Origin of the sequence: Nocardioides sp. (assembly GCF_035703625.1) — a bacterium.
Lineage (GTDB): Bacteria > Actinomycetota > Actinomycetes > Propionibacteriales > Nocardioidaceae > Nocardioides.
The window spans coordinates 1-13,351 of sequence record NZ_DASSXS010000019.1; the positions used below are offsets into that span (position 1 = coordinate 1).

The 13,351-nt window shown below is 71.7% G+C and carries 15 protein-coding genes and 1 pseudogene; 2 read left to right on the plus strand and 14 right to left on the minus strand.

Annotation, left to right across the window (positions count from 1 at the left end; all coding sequences use genetic code 11):
* A partial coding sequence (locus VFN12_RS00905) for an NAD(P)-binding domain-containing protein (RefSeq protein WP_325116653.1) occupies positions 1-212 on the minus strand: 212 nt, incomplete at its 3' end.
* Positions 213-402: 190 nt separating this feature from the next.
* On the opposite strand from VFN12_RS00905, the gene VFN12_RS00910 reads away from it, so the two are divergent.
* Positions 403-1,521, plus strand: coding sequence for a glycosyltransferase family 2 protein (locus tag VFN12_RS00910; RefSeq protein WP_325116654.1), 1,119 nt, complete (start codon positions 403-405; stop codon positions 1,519-1,521).
* A gap of 29 nt (positions 1,522-1,550) precedes the next feature.
* Here VFN12_RS00910 and VFN12_RS00915 read toward each other — a convergent pair whose 3' ends face one another.
* The 13 genes and pseudogenes from VFN12_RS00915 to dacB form a co-directional block, all read right to left on the minus strand.
* Positions 1,551-2,642, minus strand: a complete 1,092-nt coding sequence (locus VFN12_RS00915) for a GNAT family N-acetyltransferase (RefSeq protein WP_325116655.1) — start codon at positions 2,640-2,642, stop codon at positions 1,551-1,553.
* Between the two features lie 37 nt (positions 2,643-2,679).
* The gene (locus tag VFN12_RS00920) at positions 2,680-3,261 is read right to left on the minus strand and encodes a hypothetical protein (RefSeq protein WP_325116656.1); all 582 of its coding nucleotides are present in this window, start codon (positions 3,259-3,261) and stop codon (positions 2,680-2,682) included.
* Between the two features lie 9 nt (positions 3,262-3,270).
* Positions 3,271-3,762 (minus strand): DUF3180 domain-containing protein, encoded by a 492-nt coding sequence (locus VFN12_RS00925; protein WP_325116657.1) that lies wholly within the window; start codon positions 3,760-3,762, stop codon positions 3,271-3,273.
* A 23-nt stretch (positions 3,763-3,785) separates the two neighbouring features.
* Entirely contained in the window at positions 3,786-4,352 is a 567-nt protein-coding gene (gene folK, locus VFN12_RS00930; RefSeq protein ID WP_325116658.1) for a 2-amino-4-hydroxy-6-hydroxymethyldihydropteridine diphosphokinase, read from the minus strand.
* A complete protein-coding gene (gene folB, locus VFN12_RS00935; RefSeq protein ID WP_325116659.1) occupies positions 4,349-4,747 on the minus strand; it encodes a dihydroneopterin aldolase in 399 nt (132 codons plus the stop codon). Before folB ends, folK begins: the two co-directional genes overlap by 4 nt.
* Positions 4,740-5,573: a dihydropteroate synthase gene (gene folP, locus VFN12_RS00940; RefSeq protein WP_325116660.1), complete on the minus strand. Its 834-nt coding sequence runs from the start codon at positions 5,571-5,573 to the stop codon at positions 4,740-4,742. Before folP ends, folB begins: the two co-directional genes overlap by 8 nt.
* Positions 5,574-5,581: 8 nt before the next feature.
* Positions 5,582-6,193 carry a GTP cyclohydrolase I FolE gene (gene folE, locus VFN12_RS00945; protein WP_325116661.1) on the minus strand — a complete coding sequence of 204 codons (612 nt, stop codon included), beginning with the start codon at positions 6,191-6,193 and terminating at the stop codon, positions 5,582-5,584.
* A 3-nt stretch (positions 6,194-6,196) separates the two neighbouring features.
* Entirely contained in the window at positions 6,197-8,269 is a 2,073-nt protein-coding gene (ftsH, locus tag VFN12_RS00950; protein ID WP_325116662.1) for an ATP-dependent zinc metalloprotease FtsH, read from the minus strand.
* A gap of 123 nt (positions 8,270-8,392) precedes the next feature.
* Positions 8,393-8,482: pseudogene (locus VFN12_RS00955) on the minus strand (hypoxanthine phosphoribosyltransferase); the annotation flags it as partial.
* A gap of 43 nt (positions 8,483-8,525) precedes the next feature.
* On the minus strand, positions 8,526-9,077 hold the full coding sequence (gene hpt / locus VFN12_RS00960; protein ID WP_325116663.1) for a hypoxanthine phosphoribosyltransferase: 552 nt from the start codon (positions 9,075-9,077) through the stop codon (positions 8,526-8,528).
* 6 nt (positions 9,078-9,083) lie between these two features.
* Positions 9,084-10,064, minus strand: coding sequence for a tRNA lysidine(34) synthetase TilS (gene tilS, locus VFN12_RS00965; RefSeq protein WP_325116665.1), 981 nt, complete (start codon positions 10,062-10,064; stop codon positions 9,084-9,086).
* Between the two features lie 4 nt (positions 10,065-10,068).
* The gene (locus tag VFN12_RS00970; protein WP_325116666.1) at positions 10,069-11,091 is read right to left on the minus strand and encodes a zinc-dependent metalloprotease; all 1,023 of its coding nucleotides are present in this window, start codon (positions 11,089-11,091) and stop codon (positions 10,069-10,071) included.
* A gap of 50 nt (positions 11,092-11,141) precedes the next feature.
* Positions 11,142-12,575, minus strand: a complete 1,434-nt coding sequence (gene dacB, locus VFN12_RS00975; protein WP_325116667.1) for a D-alanyl-D-alanine carboxypeptidase/D-alanyl-D-alanine endopeptidase — start codon at positions 12,573-12,575, stop codon at positions 11,142-11,144.
* A 114-nt stretch (positions 12,576-12,689) separates the two neighbouring features.
* On the opposite strand from dacB, the gene VFN12_RS00980 reads away from it, so the two are divergent.
* Positions 12,690-13,184, plus strand: coding sequence for an inorganic diphosphatase (locus VFN12_RS00980; RefSeq protein WP_325116668.1), 495 nt, complete (start codon positions 12,690-12,692; stop codon positions 13,182-13,184).
* Positions 13,185-13,351: the final 167 nt, after the last annotated feature.

The following is a 13,351-nucleotide window of genomic DNA, read 5'->3' on the forward strand; positions in this document are numbered from 1 at the left end:
TCGCAGGCGCGGGCCACCGCGGTCGGCTTCTCGTTCGGTACGCCGGGCAGCAGGTCGGCGATCCGGTGACGGGAGGCGTCGGACTCACCTGCGGCCGCCACGATCTCGTGTCCGGCCTCGCGGAGGGCCGCGGCCAGGACCCCGCCGACCCGGCCCGCACCGATGACGCCGATGCGGTACCCGCACGCGGGCGCAGGGGTGCTGCTGCTCATGATCGAACCTTTCGTTCCCGTCCCTCCGACGCCCTGCGTTCAGGGCCGGTGTGGGTACCGGACGTTGCTTCGTTGAACAACTCCGAATGTACGCGGGAGTCACGCCCCGGCGGAACCATGTGCCGATGTGACGAAGCCGACTGTCTCGGCACGGCAGCGGGGCCCGTTGCACCCTCCGTAGACTCCGTCCATGTTCAGCCGGCGTCGACGTCAGTCGCCCGACGCCACCTCCCCGCTGCTGAGCGTCGTCGTCCCGGCGTACGACGTCGAGGACTATCTCGCCGACTGCCTGCGCAGCATCCTGCGCCAGTCGCACGCCGCGCTCGAGGTCGTGGTCGTCGACGACGGCTCGACCGACGCGACCGGCCAGATCGCGGACCGGTTCGCGGCGGAGGACCCGCGGGTGCGGGTGGTCCACCAGGCCAACTCCGGGCTCGGCGCCGCCCGCAACGAGGGGGTGCGCCGGAGCACCGGCACCTACCTCGCCTTCGCCGACAGCGACGACCTCCTCGTCGAGGGCGCCTACGCGGCGATGGTCGGGGCGCTCGAGCGCACCGGGTCCGATCTCAGCATCGGGGCCGTGGAGCGGCTGCGCGATGGCGAGAGGTTCATGACCCCGCTGATGCGGGAGAACCACCAGCGCCCGCGGCTCGGGGTCGGCATCGAGGAGGCCCCGCTGGTGCTGGCCGACGTGTTCGCCTGGAACAAGGTGTTCCGCCGGTCGTTCTGGGACGCCGCCGACCTGTCCTTCCCGGAGGACGTTCGCTACGAGGACCAGCCCGCCATGACCCGGGCTCTCATCGCGGCGGACGCGATCGACGTCCTCTCCGAGCCGGTGTACCTGTGGCGGGTGCGCTCCGACGGGAGCTCGATCAGCCAGCAGAGGGACGACGTGCGCGACCTCTCCGACCGGTTGCTCACCAAGCGCTGGAGCACCGAGACGGTGCGTGCCGGCACCGGCGGGCCCACCCAGGAGGTGTGGTTCGGGCGGGTGCTGCCGATCGACATGTGGGAGTACTTCCGGGCGGTTCCGGGCTGCTCGGACGAGTACTGGGAGCTGCTGCGCGCCGGTACGACGGAGTTCTGGAACCCCGCCACGGTCCCCTTCGAGCAGACCACGCTCCCCCTGCGGCAGCGGCTGATGGGCTGGCTGGTCTGTCAGGGACGGCGCTCGGACCTGGCCGTGATGATCGACTTCATCGACCGGCATCCCGGCGGGCTGCCCCGGCGCAGGGCTGGCGACCGCGAGGTGGTCGAGCACCCCTTCGCGGAGGAGCCGGGGCTCCCCGCCGAGCTGCTCACCCCCTGACCCGCCCGAAAGTTTCGGGCGGGTCGGCGTCAGCTGGGGACCGGCACGTCGCGGTGCCAGGACTCGGTGACGTACTTGGTCTTCCAGTCCATCGACGTGTAGAGCCCGGCCGCGCCGGTCGGCGAGTCGGCGTCGACCTCGAGCCCGACCCGGTCCCGACCGCGGGCCGCGGCGTCGGCGATGATCGTGCGGAGCAGCCCCTTGGCCACGCCCCGGCCCCGCGCGGCCTCGAGGACGCCGAGGTAGGAGACGTACGAGCCGTCCGGCCCGTTGGCGCTCTCCGACACGGTCCCGATCAGGGCGCCCACGGGCTGCGGCGTCTCGTCGTCAGTGAGCTCCGCCAGCCACCAGTGGTCCCACCGGTGGCCGGGATCCTCCCGCAGCCGGAACAGGAACTCCTCGAAGGTCTCCTCGCTGGAGTTGAAGTGGTCGACGAAGGCGCCCTCGAGCACCTCGTGGACCTCACGGAGGTCGCTCTCGTCCGGCATCCCGCTGCCGCTGCCGCTGCGGCGTACGAGCCGGAACACCACGCCCTTTTCCTCCCAGTGGTCGGGTGACTCCACCAGGCCGGCCTCGTCGGGGCTGACGGGGCGGCTCATCTGCCACCAGGTCCGGACCCGGTCGAAGCCGCACCGCGCCAGCCAGGCGTGCTGGCGCTCGTCGTCGGCGAAGGCGCCGGTGTCGATCTGCTGGACCTCGAGCCCGCGGGCGCGCCCGACCTCCTGGGCCTGTCCGACCGCCCACTCGATCAGGATGTCGGAGCAGGTGTCCGCCAGCTCCTCGGGCAGGTCGCGCTCGACGATGTGGACGAAGAGCATCCGGCCGACGGAGCGGTCGTGGACGCTGCCCCAGGCGCGGATCTCGCCGTCGCCGTCACGCAGGACGACGTTCTCGCGCATCCGCAGCCCGTGCTCGGACACCTCGACCAGCACGTCGTCGACCGAGGCCCCGGCCCAGCCGCGGCCGTGGCGCTCGTGCGCCCGCAGCAGGTGGGTCAGCCGGTCGACATCCGCCGGGTCGGCAGGGTCGGGCTGACCGACCGTCCAGTCGTCGGGCAACGAGATCCTCGGCAGGACCTCTTCGGGGTCGCTCTCGAATCGGCTGCCTTCGGGGATGATCACAACGTGATTCTGCCAGCGATCCGCCACCGGTACCGGGTCAGGCGTGCCGTCGTACCTCTGGCATGGCCTCCCAGGCGGTGAGCTCGGCCTGCAGCGCGTCGATCTTCAGCTCCAGCTCGGAGACCCGCAGGGTCGCCTCGGTGGCACGACGCTCCGCTTCCTCGAGCCGGGTCGAGACCTCCTGGCCCTCACGCTCGGCCAGCTCGGCCCGCCGGGCCTCGGCGTTGAGCCGGCGGGTCGCCTCGGCCGCCCGCTTCTGGGCCGAGCCCAGGGCGACCTCCAGCTCCGCCAGCGCCGTCGCCTGCCCGTCCAGCCGCGCCTGCATGGTCGCGGTGAACTCCGCGTGCTCGGCGGTGCGGGTGACCGTGAGCGCGCGGTAGGCGTCAGCCTGCTCGGCCCGGTCCCGGGCGGCGTCGCGCCGGGTCTGCAGGAGCTCGGAGTGGGTGATGCGGGTGGCAGCGGCGCCGAGCACCACCCCGAGGACGGCAGCGGTCGCGGTCAGGAACCACGAATGGCTGAAGACGGCGCCGGCAACTGCCAGCGCCGCGAGAGCGATCAGTACGACAGCGACGGTGAGCCTGGTGCTCCGCTGTCGTCGACGAGCCTGTGGGGAAGACATGGGGCAAGGCTAGGGGTGCTCGTCCTCCGAACGGACGCGACACGCTCGCTCGAGGAGCAGCGCTGCGACGACGATCAGGATGCCCGCGGCACCTCCCGCCAGCGATCTCCACCCGCGCTGGGCGGCCAGCGCCGAGTCGACCCCGACCCAGCTGACGGCGTAGCCGAGGTAGCCACCGGCCACCAGCGCACCGACCAGGGCGCAGGACCGGGCGAGCAGGAGCCGGTTGACGGCCTGCTGCGGCTCGAGCCACTCGCGGCGGACCTGGACGGTCCGCCAGGTCGCCCAGGCCGCCCCGCCGACGATGGCCGCGACCAGGAAGAGCGCGATCGGCTGCAGCCACGTCACCACGGGCGCGGTGCCGTTGACCCGCTCGGACACCGGGTGCAGCACCCATCCCCCGAGCAGCCCCGCCACGCCCCAGGCGGTCACGAGGCCGGGCGACGTGGGGCGCAGGTGCCCCCCGGGCGGTTGCTCGTCGTCAGCGGGGTCGGTGCTCACTGGCGGAGGTCGCTCCCCAGCGACTAGACGTCGAAGGTGAGGTCCTCGCGCAGCGTCATGCCGCTGCGGTCGACCTGCTCGAGGAGGTCGGCCACGGGTCCGGCGTCGGGCAGGACCGCCTCCGGGTCGACGTCGTACCACGGCTGCAGGACGAAGGCACGCTCCGCGGCTCGCGGGTGCGGCAGCTGCAGCGACTCATCGTCGCTGTGCCGGTCGCCCACGACGACCAGGTCGACGTCGAGCGTGCGGGGCGCGTTGCGCACCTCGCTGCGCATCCGGTCGAAGGCGTCCTCGATGGCGAGCGCCCGCTCCATCAGGCGGGGAGGGGACAGCGCGGTGTCGATGAGCACCACGGCGTTGAGGAAGTTCTTGGAGCCCTCGGGGCAGTCGACCGGCTCGGTCTCGTAGACCGGGGAGACGCCCGTGATCCACACGTCCGGGGTGTCCGCGATCGCGTCGAGGGCGCCCTGGAGGCTGGCCATCCGCTCGCCGAGGTTCGACCCCAGCGCCAGCACCGCTCGGCGGATCGGGCGCATCTCACCGGTGAGGGTGTCGGTGTCGACGATGTGCGGGTTCGGAGTCTCAGTCACGGTCGGCCCTCGCGTTTCCGGGTGATCGTCAGGGCGACGTCCGCGAACGTCGCTGGGATGGGGGCGGTCGGCTTGTGGACCGTCACCTTGGCACAGCCCACGCGGTCGTCCAACAGGCAGATGTCCGCGATGCGCTCCGCCAGGGTCTCGATCAGGTCGACCGGGTCCGTCTCCACGGCTGCTTTCACTTGCATGACGAGACTCCCGTAGTCGACGGTGTCACGCAAGTCATCGGAGGCCGCCGCCGCCCGGACGTCCAGACCGAGGGTGAGATCGACCACGAACACCTGTCCCTGGGCGCGCTCGAACTCGAAGACCCCGTGGTGCCCATGGCACTCGATGCCCTGGATCGTCAGCTCGTCCAGCGGCCCCTCGGCGGGTCGGATCTCACTCATGGCAGCCCGTCATGCGGGCCAGCACCCGCAGCGTGTCGCGGCTCGCGCGGACGTCGTGGACCCGAAGTCCCCACACTCCCCGCTGGGCCAGGAGCAGGGTGAGCGCGGCGCCGGCGTACTCGCGCTCGTCGACGCCGCGGGGGGTGCCGTCGGGCGCGGCGAGGAGAGCGCCCAGGAACCGTTTCCGGCTGGCGCCGACGAGGATCGGGAACCCCAGCTCCGCCAGGCCGTCGAGGCCCCGCAGCAGCTCCCAGTTGTGCTCACCCTGCTTGGCGAACCCCAGGCCGGGGTCGAGCACGATCCGCGGGCGCTCGATGCCGGCGTCCAGCATCGCCCCGACCCGCTCGGAGAGCTCCTCGCGGACGGCGGCGAGCACGCCGCCGGGGCCGTCGTACGACGCGAAGTCCTGCATGCGGTCGCTGTGGGCCCGCCAGTGCATCGCGACGTACGTCGCCTCGGAGGCCGCGACGACCGGGAGCATGGCGGGGTCGGCCAGACCTCCGGACACGTCGTTGACGATCGAGGCCCCCGCGTCGATCGCGGCCTGGGCGACCTCGGCCCGCATCGTGTCGACGGACACGGCGGCACCGGTCGCCGCGAGCGCGGAGATCACCGGCACCACGCGACCGAGCTCCTCCTCGACTAGTGGGCGGGTCGCCCCGGGGCGGGTCGACTCGCCCCCGATGTCCAGGATGTCGGCCCCGTCGGCCAGCAGCCGCCGGCCGTGCTCGATCGCGGCCTCCGGGTCGGCCCACCGGCCACCGTCGGAGAAGGAGTCGGGCGTGACGTTGACGATCCCCATCAGTCGCGGCAGCCGAGGGAGCATCGCCGGGATCAGCTGTTCCGGTGGATCAGCGCCATCGCCTCGGAGCGGGTGGCGGCGTTGTGCATCACGCCGCGCACCGCGGAGGTGATGGTCCGGGCGCCGGCCTTGCGGACCCCGCGCATGGTCATGCAGAGGTGCTCGGCCTCGATGACCACGATCACGCCGCGCGCCTCGAGCAGCTCCATCATCGAGTCCGCCACCTGGGTGGTCAGGCGCTCCTGGACCTGGGGTCGCTTGGCGTAGAGGTCCACCAGCCTGGCCAGCTTGGAGAGTCCGGTGATCTTCCCGCTCTCGGCGGGGATGTAGCCGACGTGGGCGACCCCGGTGAACGGCACGAGATGGTGCTCGCACATCGACCACAGCTCGATGTCGCGCACCAGGACCATCTCGTCGTGGCCGAGGTCGAAGGTCGTGGTGAGGACGTCCTCGGCCTCCAGCCGCAGGCCGGAGGTCAGCTCGGCGTAGGCGCGGGCGACCCGCGCCGGTGTGTCCTTCAGCCCCTCGCGCTCGGGATCCTCACCGATCGCGATCAGCAGCTCACGGATCGCGCGTTCGGCCCGGGCGTGGTCGAACCGGGGGATGGCCCCGGTGCGCTCCGGCAGCCTGATCGGATCGGTCATGGCTCAGCTGTCGGGTCCGGGAGGGGCCGGTGGGTCGCTCGGCGGCGCCCCGAGTCCCGGGTCGCCGTGCACGTCGCCGCCGGCTCCCGGTGGGGTGATCACGACGCCACCCTCGCCCTCCTCGGCTCCGGGTGCGCCGTTGACCCGGACCCGGTCGCGGATCTCCTGCGGGATCTCGATCGGCGGGATGGCGGACGGGCTGCGGTCGGGGGAGCCGGTCCAGGCGGGGCGGACGCCGCGCAGCCGGAGCGGCTCGAAGATGCGCGCGACCTCGGCCTTGTCCAGCGTCTCCTGGTCCAGCAGCTCCAGGACCAGGTTGTCGAGGACGTCGCGGTTCTCCTCGAGGATGTCGAAGGCCTCCTGATGGGCCGCGGCGAGGAGCTTCTTGGTCTCCTGGTCGACGACGGCCGCCACGTCCTCGGAGTAGTTGCGGGCGTGGCCGAGGTCGCGGCCCAGGAACGGCTCGGAGTTGCCCTCACCGAGCCGGATCGCGCCGAGCCGCTCGGTCATGCCGTACTGGGTGACCATGGCGCGCGCGAGCTCGGTGGCCTTCTCGATGTCGTTGCCGGCGCCGGTGGTCGGGTCGTGGAAGACCATCTCCTCGGCCGCGCGGCCACCGAGCATGTAGGCGAGCTTGTCGAGCATCTCGGAACGGGTCTGGGAGTACTTGTCCTCGTCGGGGAGCACCATCGTGTAGCCCAGCGCCCGGCCGCGCGGCAGGATCGTGACCTTGTGCACGGGGTCGGTCCCCGGCAGCGCGGCGGCGACGAGGGCGTGGCCGCCCTCGTGGTAGGCCGTGATCAGCTTCTCCTTCTCGCTCATCAGCCTGGTCCTGCGCTGCGGCCCGGCGATCACCCGGTCGATGGCCTCGTCGAGCGACTCGTTGCCGATCAGCTTCTGGTCCTGGCGGGCCGTCAGCAGGGCGGCCTCGTTGAGCACGTTGGCCAGGTCGGCTCCGGTGAAGCCGGGGGTACGGCGAGCGACGCTCAGGAGGTCGGTGTCGGAGGCCATCGGCTTGCCACGCGAGTGGACCTTGAGGATCAGGTGCCGGCCGTTGAGGTCGGGCGCGTCGACCTGGATCTGCCGGTCGAAGCGACCGGGCCGGAGCAGGGCGGGGTCGAGGACGTCGGGCCGGTTGGTCGCGGCGATCAGGATCACGCCGCCTCGTACGTCGAAGCCGTCCATCTCGACCAGGAGCTGGTTGAGGGTCTGCTCGCGCTCGTCGTGGCCGCCACCCATGCCGGCACCGCGGTGCCGGCCGACGGCGTCGATCTCGTCGATGAACACGATCGCCGGGGCGTTCTCCTTGGCCTGCTCGAACAGGTCGCGGACCCGGGACGCGCCCACGCCGACGAACATCTCGACGAAGTCGGACCCGGAGATGGAGTAGAACGGCACACCGGCCTCGCCGGCGACCGCGCGGGCCAGCAGGGTCTTGCCGGTGCCGGGCGGGCCGTAGAGCAGGACTCCCTTGGGGATCTTGGCGCCCACCGCCTGGAACTTGGCCGGCTCCTGCAGGAACTCCTTGATCTCACCGAGCTCCTCGATCGCCTCCTCGCACCCGGCGACGTCGGTGAAGGTGGTCTTGGGCATGTCCTTGGTGATCAGCTTGGCCTTGGACTTGGCGAACTGCATGATGCCGCGGCCGCCCCCTCCCTGCATGCTGTTCATCAGCCACAGGAAGACGACGATGATGATCAGCAGTGGCAGCAGCATGCTGAGGATGGAGCCGACGACGCTGGGCTGCGCCACCTCGGTCGTGTAGCTCTCGATCTCGCCGGCGTCGACCTGTTCGGCGACTGCCTGCTCGATCTCGTCCTGGGTCTCGCTGAGCCAGTAGGTGCTGACCTTCGACCCGCCGTCGCGTTCGACGCCGGAGTCGAGCACGGCCTCGATCCTCTGGTCACCGTCGATGAACTTGATCTCCGACACCTCGCCGGCGGCGATGTAGTCGTTCATCCTCGACGTGGAGATCTCGTCGTACTCGTCGGTGGCGACGAAGAACTGCAGGGCGAGGAGCACGCCGACGACGGCGAGGAGGCTCCACAGCCAGGGACCCTTGAATATGCGCTTCACAGGCTTCTCTCGAGCGTGTCGTTCCGGCCGTGCGCACCTGACGTCACGGACGAATCTTTGAACCTACGACGGTACACGTCGCGGCAATTCCCATTGTCGCAGGTGGGGGCCGGTGGTGACAGGTCAGGAATACACGTGCGGCGCCAGGGTGCCGATGTCACGCAGCTTGCGGTAACGCTCGCGGTAGTCGAGGCCGTAGCCGACCACGAACTCGTGGCCCGGAAAGTGCGCAGCGTCCCAGCCGACGTCGGCTCGGTCAGGAATACACGTGCGGCGCCAAGGTGCCGATGTCACGCAGGTTGCGGTAACGCTCGCGGTAGTCGAGGCCGTAGCCGACCACGAACTCGTTGGGGATGTCCCAGCCGACGTACTTGACCTCCACCGGCATCTGCAGGGCCTCGGGCTTGCGGAGCAGGGTGCAGATCTCGACGCTGGCCGGCGCTCGCGAGGTCAGGTTCGAGGTCAGCCAGGAGAGGGTGAGACCGGTGTCGATGATCTCGTCGACGATCAGCACGTGGCGCCCGGTGATGTCGGTGTCGAGGTCCTTGAGGATCCGGACCACGCCGCTCGACTTCGTGCCCGAGCCGTAGGAGGAGATCGCCATCCAGTCCATCTCGAGGTGGCGGGTGAAGCTGCGGGCGAGGTCGGCCATGACCATGACGGCCCCGCGGAGGATGCCCACGATCAGCAGGTCATCGCCCTCGTAGTCGACCTCGATCTCCCGGGCCAGCTCGGCGAGCCGGTCCTGGATCTGCTTCTCGGTGTAGAGCACGTTGACGAGGTCGGACTCGACGTGGGCGGCATCCATGGTCGCTCAGGATTCCACAGAGGTCCGGCGGAAGCGGAGGTGGTCCTCGCCGAGGTAGGCGGTCAGGTGGCCCGGCAGCTGCACGTCGCCGCGCAGTGACCCACGCAGCAGGCCGCGCAGGGCCTCGACGTGGACGTGGAAGAGCTCCGACGCGGGCGCCCCCGCATCCAGGGAGGCCAGCCTCAGCACCCGTCCGAGGACGGGCTCGGGCTGCCCGTCGAGCCGGGCCAGGACGAGGCCCTCGGCATCCCGCGCCGCCAGCAGCAGCTCCTCGGCCTGGCGGTCCAGCTCCTCCATGTCGGGTCGCAGCTGACCGGCGGTCCTGGCCAGGGCGGCGGCGACTCCCGGCCCCAGCTCCTGCTCGAGCACCGGCATCACCCGGTGCCGGATCCGGGAGCGGGTGAAGCGCGGGTCGGCGTTGTGCGGGTCGCTCCAGAACTCGAGCCCCTCGGCCCGGCACGCCTCCTCGGTCTCCTGGCGGGTGAGGGCGAGCAGCGGCCGGTGGAAGCAGTCGAACGCCGGTCTCATGCCGGCGATCGACCGGCCGCCGGAGCCGCGGGTCAACCCGAGCAGGACGGTCTCCGCCTGGTCGTCCAGGGTGTGCCCGAGCAGCACGGTCCGGGAGCCCATCCGCGACGCGACCTCCTCGAGGACGGCGTACCGCGCCTCACGGGCCGCGGCCTCCACTCCCCTGCCGCCAGGATCGACGGTGACCCGGACGGCGGCCGTCTCGTCGGCGCCCATCCGCGCCATCTGGGCCACCACGCGGTCGGCGTGCTCGGCCGACCCCTCCTGCAGGCCGTGGTCGACGGTCACGCCCACCACCCGGCCGGGCCGGCTCCGGGTCTCGAACACCGTCGCCGACAGCAGCGCCAACGAGTCGGCGCCGCCACTGCACGCGACCAGCACCTTGGGTTCGCCCGGGAGCGCGACCAGCGTGCGGCGTACGGCGAGCCGCACGGCCGCGACCGCGGGGTGCGGTCCCATCCGGCTAGAGGACCCGACCGACCCACGCGGAGGGGTCGGCGATCTCGGCCTTGGTCGGGAGGTTGGCGGGCGACTCCCAGACCGCGTTGAACTCGTGCATGCCGACCTTGTCCACCACCCCGCGGACGAAGCGGGCGCCGTCGCGGTACTGCGCCATCTTGGCGTCCAGGCCGAGGAGCCGGCGTAGCAACCGGTCGAGCGTTCCGACGCCCTTGCGCCGTCGGTCGAACTTGCGCCGGATGTCCGCGACGGAGGGGATCACGGTGGGCCCCACGCCATCCATCACGACATCTGCGTGGCCCTCGAGCAGGGACATCACGCCGGTGACCCGGTCGACGATCTCCTTCTGCTCCGGCGACCCGAGGACGTCGAGCAGGCTGCCGTCCCCGCGGATCGCCTGGGACAGTCGCCCGACGACGTCGTCGAGCAGCTTGCCCGGTTCCATCGTGTCGGCGATGGCGTTCATCTCGGAGAACAGGTGGGCGCGCATCCAGGGGACGGCGGTGAACTGCACCCGGTGCGTCTCCTCGTGGAGGCAGACCCAGAGCCGGAAGTCGGTCGGGTCGCAGGCGAGCTCCCGCTCGACGTGCACGATGTTGGGCGCCACCAGCAGGAGCCGGCCGGAGGGTTCGAAGAACGGGTCGAACTGACCGAGCACCTTGCTGGAGAGGAAGCCCAGGAGCAGGCCCACCTCCGTACCGGTCACCCGTGAGCCGATGGCGAGGGACAGCCCGCTCGGCGGCCCCTTCTTCTCGGACAGCTTGTCCACGACCGGGCCGAGCACGGTCGCGAAGCCGTCGGCGTTGGCCCGGATCCAGCCCGGCCGGTCCACGGCGAGGACCGGAGCCGAGCGCTCCTCGGCGACCAGCCCGGTGAACTCGCGGACCAGCCCGGTGGACCGGTCCGCATCGGCCCGGAGCTCCTCGACGACCTGGTCGGCGACCTCGCGGGTGACCTGGGGGCCCTCCCCGGCGACCCGGGACCCGATCGCGACCGCCAGGTCCCAGTCCACCATCTGTGCGCTCATGTGGCGACCCTACGTGGCGGTCGCTACCGAACCACGGAATCCCGCGGGCGTCAGGAGGCGCAGTGGCAGGCGCCGAGAGCCGCGGCCATGTCGTCCAGGGCCTCCCGGGCATCGAGGGTGTCCAGCAGCCTGACCCGGTCGGCGACCAGCGCGAAGACCATCGGTACGCCGTCGAGGTCGGTGGCCACGCCGGCCAGCGCGCTGACCCCGGTCAGGGTCCCGGTCTTGGCGCGGACCCGGCCCCGCCCGGGCACCGGAGCGTCGACGAACCGGAAGGCCAGCGAGCCGGTGAACCCGGCGACCGGCAGCCCGGTGACGACGGCACGCAGGTCGGGGTGGTCCTCGCCGGCGGCGGCCCGCAGCACATCGATGAGGGTGTCCGGGTCGATCCGGTTCTTGCGGGACAGCCCGCTGCCGTCGTACAGCACGGCGCCTGCCGTGCCGACGCCGAGTCCGCGCAGGGTGCTGAGGATGGCGTCGGAACCCGCGGCCGACGAACCCTTCCCCGAGACCGCGAGCCCGACGTGGCGGGCCAGCACCTCGGCACCCTCGTTGTCACTGAGCTCGAGCACGCTCTCGACGATCTGGCCCACGGGGGCGCTCGTGACCCGCGCGAGCACCCGGTCGCGCGACTGCGAGCGGTGCGGCACCGGTGTGCCGACGACCCGGATCCCGGCTCGTTCGAGCGCACGAACGAACTCGGCCGCGGCATCCGCCGACGGATCCGCGACCCGCCCGAAGCCCGACGGGTCCACCCCTTCGTCGACCCACAGCGCGGTGATGGGCGACACGACGGCGTCCGGCACGTAGTCCTGCGGCCAGCTCGGGTTCACGGCCGGCCCGGAGAACAACGAGTCGTCGTAGGCGACGCGCACGCTGCCGCGCCCACGCCGGTCGAGCGCCGCGGCAGTCTGCCGGGCCAGGGTCGCGACGTCGGCGCGACGCGGCCAGTCCTGGACCGGTCGGCGCTCGAGGAAGGGGTCGCCGCCGCCCACGAGGACGACGCGGCCGGGTCCGTCCTGGACCACCGTGGTCTCGAACTCGTGGCCGGGGCCGAGCACGTCGAGCGCCGCGGCCGCCGTGAGCAGCTTCGTCGTCGAGGCCGGCATGGCCGGGCCGGCGCCCACCGACAGCGCCGGCGGGCCCTGCATGCCGGCGACCACGACGTGCACGGACCTCCCGAGGTCCCGGTCGCGGAGGAACGGGCCGACCGCTCGCCGCACCTTGGCCGGAGCCAGGGCGCCTGCGGCCGGCACCGGGGTCGCGACGTCGGCGGGCCTGGTGAGGGCCGGCAGCTCCAGCCCGGAAGGGGGTTCGACGGCGGCCGGCTCGGTGGCCGGGTCCGGCTCCCCGGTGCCGAGCCAGCGAGCCCCCAGGTCGTAGCGGTACGCCGCCGCGGCGCCGGCGAGGATCGCGAGGACGAGGAGGAAGGGAAACCAGCGCCCGACAGCGCCACGACCGTGGCGTCGGTCACCTCTGCCCACCTGCTGCCCCTTTCGGCTGCGTGTTCCGGCCCATTGTGCGCGAGACTGGTCCCCGGACCCGGCCCGGGCCCGACGAAGAGACCTGACGTGTGACGAGGGTGGAGGAAAGACGTGCTGGAGTTCGACGTACTCGTGGAGATCCCGAAGGGTGAGCGCAACAAGTACGAGGTCGACCACGAGTCCGGACGGATGCGGCTGGACCGGATGCTCTTCACCTCGACGGCCTACCCCGCGGACTACGGGTACATCGAGAAGACGCTCGGCCAAGACGGTGACCCGCTCGACGCGCTCGTCCTGCTCCAGCAGCCCACGTTCCCGGGCTGCCTGATCGCCTGCCGTGCGATCGGGATGTTCCGGATGACCGACGAGGCCGGCGGCGACGACAAGGTGCTGTGCGTGCCGACCCACGACCCGCGGCTGGAGCACCTGCGCGACATCAACCACGTCTCGAAGTTCGACCGCCTCGAGATCCAGCACTTCTTCGAGGTCTACAAGGACCTCGAGCCCGGCAAGTCCGTCGAGGGGGCCGAGTGGGTCGGTCGCGACGAGGCCGAGGCCGAGGTGCGTGCGTCGTTCAAGCGTGCCGAGGAGTCCGGCCCCACCCACTGAGGGCCGCTGCTCTTGCTGCCTCAGGCGCCTGCGGCGGCGTAGCGTCCCTCCCATGCTGGAGACGGACGACGAGCTCAGCCGGCTGCAGGACCTGCTCGACCGCTCGCACGCGGGCGCGACCGAGCACCTGCGCGACATCATCAACGACGAGCGGAGGCTGACCGCCG

What these genes read in the sequence shown, in the direction of transcription:
- VFN12_RS00910 (WP_325116654.1), top strand. Translation starts at nt 403, where the DNA reads ATGTTCAGCCGGCGTCGACGTCAGTCGCCCGACGCCACCTCCCCGCTG.
- folB (WP_325116659.1), bottom strand. Translation starts at nt 4,747, where the DNA reads ATGAGTGAGATCCGACCCGCCGAGGGGCCGCTGGACGAGCTGACGATC.
- VFN12_RS00920 (WP_325116656.1), bottom strand. Translation starts at nt 3,261, where the DNA reads ATGTCTTCCCCACAGGCTCGTCGACGACAGCGGAGCACCAGGCTCACC.
- VFN12_RS00970 (WP_325116666.1), bottom strand. Translation starts at nt 11,091, where the DNA reads ATGAGCGCACAGATGGTGGACTGGGACCTGGCGGTCGCGATCGGGTCC.
- tilS (WP_325116665.1), bottom strand. Translation starts at nt 10,064, where the DNA reads ATGGGACCGCACCCCGCGGTCGCGGCCGTGCGGCTCGCCGTACGCCGC.
- hpt (WP_325116663.1), bottom strand. Translation starts at nt 9,077, where the DNA reads ATGGATGCCGCCCACGTCGAGTCCGACCTCGTCAACGTGCTCTACACC.
- folP (WP_325116660.1), bottom strand. Translation starts at nt 5,573, where the DNA reads ATGCTCCCTCGGCTGCCGCGACTGATGGGGATCGTCAACGTCACGCCC.
- folE (WP_325116661.1), bottom strand. Translation starts at nt 6,193, where the DNA reads ATGACCGATCCGATCAGGCTGCCGGAGCGCACCGGGGCCATCCCCCGG.